10 protein-coding genes are annotated in these 9,178 nt (G+C 33.0%); 5 read left to right on the plus strand and 5 right to left on the minus strand.

What is annotated here, in order from left to right; genetic code table 11:
• The first annotated feature begins 9 nt into the window (after positions 1-9).
• A complete protein-coding gene (gene pepT, locus ACK5ON_RS09030) occupies positions 10-1,281 on the plus strand; it encodes a peptidase T (protein WP_409821810.1) in 1,272 nt (423 codons plus the stop codon).
• Positions 1,282-1,358: 77 nt separating this feature from the next.
• Here pepT and yajC read toward each other — a convergent pair whose 3' ends face one another.
• From yajC to ACK5ON_RS09050, 4 genes are all read right to left on the minus strand, one after another.
• Entirely contained in the window at positions 1,359-1,634 is a 276-nt protein-coding gene (yajC, locus tag ACK5ON_RS09035) for a preprotein translocase subunit YajC (protein ID WP_409821812.1), read from the minus strand.
• A gap of 9 nt (positions 1,635-1,643) precedes the next feature.
• The gene (locus tag ACK5ON_RS09040; protein WP_409821814.1) at positions 1,644-2,126 is read right to left on the minus strand and encodes a DUF1573 domain-containing protein; all 483 of its coding nucleotides are present in this window, start codon (positions 2,124-2,126) and stop codon (positions 1,644-1,646) included.
• Positions 2,127-2,136: 10 nt separating this feature from the next.
• Complete coding sequence (gene nusB / locus ACK5ON_RS09045) at positions 2,137-3,042, minus strand: transcription antitermination factor NusB (protein ID WP_396173485.1); 906 nt, start codon at positions 3,040-3,042, stop codon at positions 2,137-2,139.
• Positions 3,043-3,156: 114 nt separating this feature from the next.
• Entirely contained in the window at positions 3,157-4,263 is a 1,107-nt protein-coding gene (locus tag ACK5ON_RS09050; protein ID WP_396173427.1) for a Glu/Leu/Phe/Val dehydrogenase, read from the minus strand.
• Between the two features lie 193 nt (positions 4,264-4,456).
• Between ACK5ON_RS09050 and ACK5ON_RS09055 the strand changes: the two genes are divergently transcribed.
• The 3 genes from ACK5ON_RS09055 to ACK5ON_RS09065 all read left to right on the plus strand — a co-directional run bounded on the left by ACK5ON_RS09055 (position 4,457) and on the right by ACK5ON_RS09065 (position 7,113).
• A complete protein-coding gene (locus tag ACK5ON_RS09055; RefSeq protein ID WP_409821816.1) occupies positions 4,457-6,214 on the plus strand; it encodes an ABC transporter ATP-binding protein in 1,758 nt (585 codons plus the stop codon).
• A 70-nt stretch (positions 6,215-6,284) separates the two neighbouring features.
• Entirely contained in the window at positions 6,285-6,662 is a 378-nt protein-coding gene (locus tag ACK5ON_RS09060) for a PUR family DNA/RNA-binding protein (protein WP_396173431.1), read from the plus strand.
• Positions 6,663-6,696: 34 nt separating this feature from the next.
• Positions 6,697-7,113, plus strand: coding sequence for a hypothetical protein (locus ACK5ON_RS09065; RefSeq protein WP_409821819.1), 417 nt, complete (start codon positions 6,697-6,699; stop codon positions 7,111-7,113).
• Positions 7,114-7,186: 73 nt separating this feature from the next.
• Here the strand turns inward: ACK5ON_RS09065 and ACK5ON_RS09070 are convergent, their stop codons facing one another.
• On the minus strand, positions 7,187-7,540 hold the full coding sequence (locus ACK5ON_RS09070; protein WP_409821821.1) for a tRNA-binding protein: 354 nt from the start codon (positions 7,538-7,540) through the stop codon (positions 7,187-7,189).
• Positions 7,541-7,913: 373 nt separating this feature from the next.
• Here ACK5ON_RS09070 and glgA point away from each other — a divergent pair, with 373 nt between their 5' ends.
• The gene (gene glgA / locus ACK5ON_RS09075) at positions 7,914-9,140 is read left to right on the plus strand and encodes a glycogen synthase (RefSeq protein ID WP_409821823.1); all 1,227 of its coding nucleotides are present in this window, start codon (positions 7,914-7,916) and stop codon (positions 9,138-9,140) included.
• The last annotated feature ends 38 nt before the right edge of the window (positions 9,141-9,178 follow it).

Raw genomic sequence — 9,178 nt, forward strand, 5'->3', positions numbered from 1 at the left:
AAACAAATCATGCAACACATCATCGACCGCTTCATTAGCTATGTCACTATCGATACCGAATCCGATCCCAATTCAACAACAACACCAAGTACTAAAAAACAATTTGATTTAGCCAATAAACTTGTTGAAGAACTCAAAGCTATTGGTATGAGCGACGTAACTATTGACAAACATGCTTATGTCATGGCAACATTACCTTCCAATGTGGTACATCAAGTACCAACTATCGGTTTTGTATCACACTTCGATACTACACCCGATTTTACTGGCAAAGATGTAAAACCACAAGTAATAACTAACTATGATGGTGGCGATATCATTTTGAACGAGGAACAAAACATCGTTTTATCGCCAAGTTACTTCAAAGATTTATTGCAATACAAAGGACAAACTTTGATTACTACCAATGGTTTGACTTTACTTGGTGCCGATGATAAAGCGGGAATTACCGAGATTGTGACTGCCATGGAATTTCTAATCCAAAATCCAGAAATCAAACACGGAAAAATCAGAGTTTGCTTCACACCCGATGAAGAGATTGGTCGTGGTGCCGATTTATTTGATGTTACAACATTTGGTGCCGATTGGGCTTACACTATGGACGGAAGCCAGATTGGCGAATTAGAATATGAAAACTTCAATGCCGCTGGTGTAAAAATTACGTTCAAAGGAAAATCGGTTCATCCAGGTTATGCCAAAGGAAAAATGATTAACTCGATGCTGATTGCGAATGATTTCATCAACGAATTACCAAAAGGAGAAACCCCACAAGAAACCAAAGATTATGAAGGTTTCTTTCATGTTACGGCTCTATCAGGTAGTATTGAAGAAACCAAACTAGAATTAATCATTCGTGACCATGATATGAAAAAATTCATCAAACGAAAGGAATTAGTGCATAATATCACCAAGAATTTCAACAAGCGTTTCAAAAAACAATTTGGTGAAGACATTGTAATTACAGAAATCAAAGACCAGTATTACAATATGAAGGAAAAAGTTGTTCCCGTTATGTTCATAGTTGATTTAGCCGAAAAAGCGATGAAATCATTAGGCATAAAACCATTAATAAAACCCATTCGTGGTGGCACTGATGGTTGTCGTTTGTCCTATATGGGATTACCTTGTCCGAATATTTTTGCTGGCGGACATAACTTTCACGGAAAATATGAATATGTTCCTGTAGAAAGTATGCAAAAAGCGGTTGAGGTTATTGTAAAAATTGCTGAACTTACTGCAACGACTGATTTTTCTAAAAAGAAAGCAAAAAAGAAGAAATAATTTCAAAAACAAAACACTATAAAAATCCCAAAAACCTTAATTGGAATTTGGAATTTTAATATTGGAATTTTAAAACCCTAAGCTTTCTTATTCAACGCTGCTGTCAATTCTAACGAAATTGCAGAACGCTCAATCTTCAATTTTCCCGACATGGTTTCTATCACCGCTGTTGTATCGGTAAGCTCTGAAACTTTTCCGTGAAAACCACTTTTGGTAATAATCTTATCGCCTACTTTTAAACCGGCTTCAAATTCTTTTTCTTGTTTGATTTTCTTTTGTTGTGGTCTAATCATAAAGAAATAGATAACCACAAACATTAGTAAAAACGGTAAAAACTGACTTATTTGTCCCATAATAATTGTTTATTTAGTTGTTGGCGAAGCTTCAATATTCGCTTTTATGTTTATAATTTTATTGTTTTCCTTGGTATTGCAAGTAATTGTAACTGATTTTGTATTTAGCCCAGATTTCCCTGAAGAATCAAATGACACTTTTAACTTCCCATCCTCACCTGGTTTAATGGGTGTTTTAGGATATTCAGGAACGGTACAGCCACAAGAACCTTTGGCATCTGAAATGAGTAAATCTGCTTGTCCCGTATTCTTAAATTTGAATTCATAAGTCACTTTATCGCCTTGTTTTATCGTTCCAAAATCATGTTCCTGCTTTTCAAAAGTAAGTTCAGGATATTTTCCTTCGGTTGGTGGAAGAGTTGGTGTCGATGGAGAATCAGCCACTATATTAGTATCTGATTGGATATCATTTGTTTTTTCTTCCTCTTTTTTACATGAAGTTGTCATCACAAATAGTGTTGTAACCACGAATAAAATCAATTTTTTGTTCATATTTTTATTTTTACATTAAACCTCTTCCTGTCTTTACAATTTTATTTTGAGTTTGAAATTCTTTGACCAAATTATCTAAAATTCCGTTGATAAAAATACTACTTTTTGGAGTTGAATATTCTTTGGCAATCTCTAAATATTCATTAATAGTAACTTTTATTGGAATAGAGGGAAACTTGAAAAATTCGCAAATTGCCATTTTTAAAATAATAGTATCGATTTCTGCTATCCTATCAGCATCCCAATTTGGGGTTTTATCTATGTATTGTTTAGCCAACTCCACCTCGTTTAAAACTGTTTTTCTAAACAATGAACTGACAAACTCTTTATCTTCTTCGTCTTTGTAAAGTTTGGGTACATTAAAATCCGACTTTTCAGAAATCTGTTGCAACTGTTTTACAATTTGGGTATTCACTAATGGAATATCGTCAATCCAGGTGAGTTTATCATCTTCTAAATATTCGTATAGCTTTTCGTTTGGGGCAATCAATTCAGTAAACATATCAATTACAAACTGTTTGTCTTCTTCAAATGAAGTTTTGTTTGTACTCATATATTTTTCAAATAATTTGCTTTGCTTAATACTGTTAAGTAAAATCAAAATATAGTCATCGTTCATCGACCAATTGTTGATTTTTCTTTTCTCCAAAGCGCTATTCAACGAACTGTTTTCTTCTAAAAGTTGAAGAACTGCGTTGTTCACAAATTTCTTGTTGGGATTTTTTTCTTCAGGTGTGGCTAAATGTTTTTTGCTGGAAGCATCTAGAAAAACAATTTCTTTTTTTCTGATTTCAGTCATTGAAGTCAACATAATGAGATACAAATCTTTGATGTTATCAATACTTTGACGTAAAAATTTTTCTTCCTTTTCAATATCATCAGAACTTTTTTGATGCATCGCATAGATAGATTGCATCACTTTCACTCGAATATGTCTTCTGTTTAACACTTTGTAAGAACTTTTTAAAAATTAACAGAGCGAAAGGAAATCTTTCGCTCTGCGAAAATAGTACTATTTTAAAATCTACTATTATTTATTTGTGTTTTCTTTTTTTCTTTGGTCAATTCGGTTTTGAGCAATTTGCATTGCAGCAAACTGAGTAGTTATATTATTACTATCTGCAAAATTGAAAATTTCAAGGGTAGTATTATAAATATTCTCTGTTCTTCTCATAGCTTCTGCTTTATCGTATTTTGCTATTTCGCCATACACATTGATAATCCCTCCGGCATTAATTAAGAAATCAGGAGCATAAGCAATGCCTCTTTCTCTTAAAATTTCACCGTGTATCGATTCAACTGCCAATTGATTATTGGCTGCACCAGCAATAACTTTGGCTTTTATTTTATAAATTGTTTCGTCATTAATCGTTGCACCTAATGCGCAAGGTGAATAAATATCAACATCTGCAGCATACAAATCATTTCCATCGAAAATTGTAGCACCATATTTAGCCACCATATTTTCCATTTTGTCTTGATGAATATCCGATACATAAACGATGGCATTTTCTTTTGTCAAATAACTAATTAGCGTTTCGCCCACATGACCTGTTCCTTGTACTAATACTTTTTTACCTTCTAATTTTTCCGAACCAAACTGATATTTTGCTGCTGCTTTCATTCCCATATAAACGCCAAAAGCAGTTACTGGTGAAGGATTTCCAGAACCACCTATAGATTCTGAAATTCCAGTAACAAAGTTTGTTACTTTATGAATTCTGTCCATATCTTCGGTAGTTGTGCCTACATCTTCTGCGGTAATGTATTTTCCACTTAGAGAATTCACATATTCACCAAACTTGGTTATCATCTCTGGTGTTTTGTCTTTTTTAGAATCACCAATGATGACAGCTTTTCCGCCACCAAGATTTAATCCTGTAATGGCTGACTTATAAGTCATGCCTCGAGACAATCTCAAAACATCATTCAAAGCTTCCCATTCGTTAGCATAATTCCACATTCTTGTTCCGCCAAGTGCTGGTCCCATAACTGTATTATGAATACCAATAATTGCTTTTAATCCTGTATCTTTGTCGTTACAAAAGACAATTTGTTCGTGATTATCAAAAGAAAGTTGTCCAAAAACTGGATCCATTTTTTTTAATTCAATTGGCGAAATAATTTCTGAAGTCATAATGAAAATTTTTGATTTCGCTTTTTCTAAAAAAGCATTGCAAAAATAAAGCTTTATTCAATTAAATACATTTATATTGAAAATAATTAGCATATTATTACTAAAATGTATTTATTTAAAGAATATAACAATTAAATTATTTTTAATAATTTTAACATAAAATAAGTTTTTAAGCCCCATTTTGATAAAAACCATGAAAGAACTTCAGTATTTAAACAAATATTTCGTTAAATATAAATTCCATTTTTTATTGGGAATTTTTATCACCATTATAGCACAAATATTTTCGCTCTTTACTCCCAAACTTGTTAGCAAATCTTTTAAAGCGATTGAAGATTTTCACAAAAACGATTTGAGTAGTGAGATGATCAAAACGGAGTTGCTTCATAATATTTTTTGGATTGTTGGCACTACTTTGATTGCAGGAATTTTAACGTTCTTGATGCGCCAAACCTTAATTGTAATGTCGCGTCATGTTGAATTTGATTTAAAAAATGAAGTCTTTAAACATTACGAAGTGTTAGACCAAAATTTCTACAAAAGAAATCGGACCGGTGATTTAATGAATAGAATTAGTGAAGATGTGGGCAAAGTCCGCATGTATGTTGGTCCTGCCGTGATGTACACCATCAATACTTTCATCCGATTTACGGTTGTAATTATATATATGTACAACGTGTCGCCTCGACTAACATTATATACAATTTTGCCATTACCTATTCTTTCTTTTATCATTTTCAAATTGAGTAAAGAAATCAACGTTCGTAGTACCATTTTTCAGCAATACTTATCAAAAATATCCACATTTACACAAGAAATATTTTCGGGAATTAGAGTGGTAAAAGCGTATGCTTTGGAAAAGCAATTTCAAAACAACATCGCTGACTTAGCCAAAGAAAGCAAAACCAAAAGCATGAGTTTGGCTGGAGTGCAATCGCTTTTTGGTCCGTTGATGATTGCGCTAATTGGTGTGAGTAACTTGGTGGTGATTTATTTCGGAGGATTGATGTATATTAATGGAACGATAAAAAGTATTGGAACCATTGCTGAGTTTATTTTGTATGTTAATATGTTGACTTGGCCTGTGGCATCTATTGGTTGGGTTTCCTCTTTGGTTCAAGAGGCAGAAGCTTCGCAAAAACGCATCAACGAGTTCTTGAAAATTGAACCCGAAATCAAAAATAAAGCTACTGAAAACACGACTATTGATGGAGAAATCGAATTTAAAAATGTTAGTTTTACTTATGACGATACCGAAATCACTGCGTTACACAACATCTCTTTCAAAGTAAAAAAAGGAGAAACGCTGGCTATTTTAGGAAAAACGGGTTCGGGGAAATCGAGTATTTTGTCATTGATTACTAGACAACACGACATCAAAGAAGGAAGCATTACTATTGATGGGAAGAATATAGACGAAGTCAATTTAAACGATTTGCGCGACAGTATAGGCATTGTGCCACAAGACGCTTTCCTTTTCTCAGATACGATTAAAAATAATATCAAATTTGGCAAAGAAAACGCCACAGATGAAGAAGTCTTTACTGCAGCAAAAAATGCAGTAGTTCATGATAATATTATCAATTTCAAGAACAAATATGAAACCATTCTAGGCGAAAGAGGCATAACGCTTTCTGGTGGGCAAAAACAACGAGTTTCTATAGCTAGAGCAATTATCAAAAACCCAAAAATATTATTGTTTGATGATTGCTTATCGGCTGTTGATACCGATACCGAAGAGCAAATTTTGAATAATTTACTCGAAATTTCAAAAGATAAGACAACCATAATTGTAAGTCACCGAGTGTCCTCAGCTAAAAATGCGGATAAAATTATCATTATCGAAGAAGGTCAAATCATTCAAGAAGGTTCTCATAATCAATTGGTAAACCAAGAAGGGTATTATGCCGAATTGTATTTAAAACAACTTTCAGAAAAAGAATTAAATTAATTGTTGTTTCATAACAAAAAAATTACCATTTTTGAAGTGATTTGAAACACTACTAATTGACCAAAAGAATATGAGAGAAAATGATATGTTAGAAAAAGATGAGATTTTTTCTAAAGTTTTAAGAGCAGGTAGAAGAACCTATTTCTTTGATGTGAGAGCTACCAAAGCTGATGATTACTACATTACCATTACCGAAAGTAAAAAATTTACCGAAGAAGACGGTTCGTTTCACTTTAAAAAGCACAAAATCTATTTATACAAAGAAGATTTCACTGCTTTTGCTGAAATTTTAGCAGAAATGACTTCCTATGTTTTGAATAATAAAGGAGAAGAAGTGATTTCAGAAAGACACCAAAAAGATTTTAAAAAAGAATACAGTTCAGAAGCTACTGAGGAAATTAAAAATGCTGAAAAAAGTTTCACTGATATTGATTTTGACGATATTTAGTTAGTAGTTGTATACAATTAATTAAACTTTACGAATGAAGAAAATGAGATTGTTTTATACTATTTTGATAGGACTTATTGTTTTTTCTTCTTGCACAAACAATGATGATTCTGAGAGAAATAATGATATAATAATTGGGAAATGGAGAACGATTGAAATATACGAATCCAATGAGCCTGTATCAATTCTATCTTGCACATCTGAATATTTTAAAGAATTCAAATCCAATAAAACTGTTGCTGGATTTATAGTAACACCAAATACCTTTCCTGACCCTTGCAACCAAGTGTATGCTGATTTGGGATTGACTTGGCAAAATTTAGGAAATAGTAATTATAAATTTAAGTCAGCTACAGGTGCAGAATATATCAGTAAAATGTATAAAGTTGATGAAAATTTAATTGAAGAATATTTTGATGGAATTACCAAAATTGTATATGAACCTTACTAAAAACTGTTTGCAACTACCGTTATCTTGATTGAAGATAAATTAGTCCAAAAGCTGTTGAGTTTTTGGCTTTTTTTTACCCAATTCGCAACCCATTTTCCACTTTCAAATCCGAAGTCAATAATACAATATCATTATTTTCGGCTACTGAACCTAGAACCAAACATTCACTCATAAAATTTCCTATTTGTTTCTGAGGAAAATTGACTACTGCAACGATTTGTTTGGCTTTTAAATCTTCTTTGGAATAACGTTTAGTGATTTGAGCCGAAGATTTTTTTAAACCAATTTTAGTTCCAAAATCAATCGTTAACTGATAAGCAGGTTTTCGAGCTTCGGGAAAATCATTGACTTCAAGAATAGTTCCAATACGCATATCAACTTTTTCAAAATCTTGCCATTTTAGCAAGAGGTTAGAATTATTTTCCATAGTTTATATTGTTTTTAAAATGGTTGCCCAATTAGAATACTTAAATCTAAAGTTAAATTAATTTGGTTTAAATACAGATCGCTCCGATGGAGCTTTTTGTTTGTATTGCTATTTTTTCTAGTAACAGTAGGTTCCCACGGAACTATAAATTGCTCCTTTAGGAGCTAAATGTTTGTAGAAATAATTGACATTCATTTTTTTAGCTCCGTAGGTGCGACATGATTATTAAAATACAACATCGGATACCATTATATCTAATTTCAAAAATAGCGAAAACAGAAATAATGTATAGTTTTTATATAGGTTAAATTCAACCATCTAACGATAATATTTTATACTTTTAAAAAAGATTAAAAAGACCAAACCAAACCGTATGAAAATAGCCCTTTTTACCAATGAATTTCCTCCCAACATCTATGGTGGTGCTGGTGTGCATATCGATTTTTTGAGCATGGAATTGGCAAAACTAGGGGAAGTAGAAGTGCGTTGTTTTGGAAACCAACAAGAAGAAATTGGAACAATGACTATTTTGGGAATTCAATCTTCGTTAAACCAAATGGAAGATGAAGCAAATCCACACATCAAAATGTTTCATAATTTGAGCCGCAATGTGGAGATGTCACAACACACGCTACAAGCTGATGTTATTCATTGTCACACTTGGTACACCCATTTGGCGGGAATATTTTCGAGAGAATTGTTGCAATCCCCTTTAATTTTAACTACCCACAGTTTAGAAACGCATCGTCCATGGAAAGTGGAACAACTCGGTAACGGCTATTTCCTTTCACGTTGGATTGAAAACCATGCTTATAACTCCGCTGATGGCATTATAGCCGTGAGCCAACAAATGAAAACAGATGTAATCGAAGCGTATGGAGTATCTCCCGAAAGAGTAACGGTAATTCATAATGGCATTGACCCAGAATATTACAAACCAACTTTTGACAACGATTTATTATTGGAATATGGCATCAATCCAGAAATTCCTTTTGTCCTTTTCGTTGGTCGCATTACTCGTCAAAAAGGCATTTCACAACTGATTTCAGCAGCGAAATATTTCAACAAAAACTGTCAGGTGGTGCTTTGTGCTGGCGCGCCAGACACTCCAGAAATTGCCAAAGAAACAGAAGAACTTATAATCGAATTAAAATCCCAAAGAGAGGGAATTATTTTAATATCCGAAATGTTGCCAAGAGAAAAAATCAAAGTTTTGTATAGTCATGCTCGCGTTTTTGCTTGTCCATCACTATATGAACCATTTGGAATTATCAATTTGGAAGCCATGGCTTGTGAAACTCCAGTTGTTGGAAGTGCTGTTGGTGGTATTCCCGAAATCATTATTGAAGGAGAAACGGGTTTTTTAATTCCGCTTGAAAGTATTTCAAGAACCGATTTCAATCCTAAAAATCCTGAAAGGTTTCAAAAAGATTTTGCACAAAAAGTAAACCTTTTATTAGACAATAAAGAACTTGCTGACACTATGGGAAAAGCAGGAAGAGAAAGAGTTTTAGATAAATTCAGTTGGGAATCCATTGCTAAAACGACTTTCAATTATTATTCGGCAGTTATTGCTAAATTTGAAAAAGAAAAAGCCTGAGAGTTGCGGGTTTCGAGTTGCGGGTTTCGGGTTTCGAG

Source organism: Flavobacterium sp. (assembly GCF_046317795.1).
Lineage (GTDB): Bacteria > Bacteroidota > Bacteroidia > Flavobacteriales > Flavobacteriaceae > Flavobacterium.

Coding starts and splice junctions, on each gene's coding strand:
- pepT (WP_409821810.1), top strand. CDS start 10: ATGCAACACATCATCGACCGCTTCATTAGCTATGTCACTATCGATACC.
- yajC (WP_409821812.1), bottom strand. CDS start 1,634: ATGGGACAAATAAGTCAGTTTTTACCGTTTTTACTAATGTTTGTGGTT.
- ACK5ON_RS09040 (WP_409821814.1), bottom strand. CDS start 2,126: ATGAACAAAAAATTGATTTTATTCGTGGTTACAACACTATTTGTGATG.
- nusB (WP_396173485.1), bottom strand. CDS start 3,042: ATGCAATCTATCTATGCGATGCATCAAAAAAGTTCTGATGATATTGAA.
- ACK5ON_RS09050 (WP_396173427.1), bottom strand. CDS start 4,263: ATGACTTCAGAAATTATTTCGCCAATTGAATTAAAAAAAATGGATCCA.
- ACK5ON_RS09055 (WP_409821816.1), top strand. CDS start 4,457: ATGAAAGAACTTCAGTATTTAAACAAATATTTCGTTAAATATAAATTC.
- ACK5ON_RS09060 (WP_396173431.1), top strand. CDS start 6,285: ATGAGAGAAAATGATATGTTAGAAAAAGATGAGATTTTTTCTAAAGTT.
- ACK5ON_RS09065 (WP_409821819.1), top strand. CDS start 6,697: ATGAAGAAAATGAGATTGTTTTATACTATTTTGATAGGACTTATTGTT.
- ACK5ON_RS09070 (WP_409821821.1), bottom strand. CDS start 7,540: ATGGAAAATAATTCTAACCTCTTGCTAAAATGGCAAGATTTTGAAAAA.
- glgA (WP_409821823.1), top strand. CDS start 7,914: ATGAAAATAGCCCTTTTTACCAATGAATTTCCTCCCAACATCTATGGT.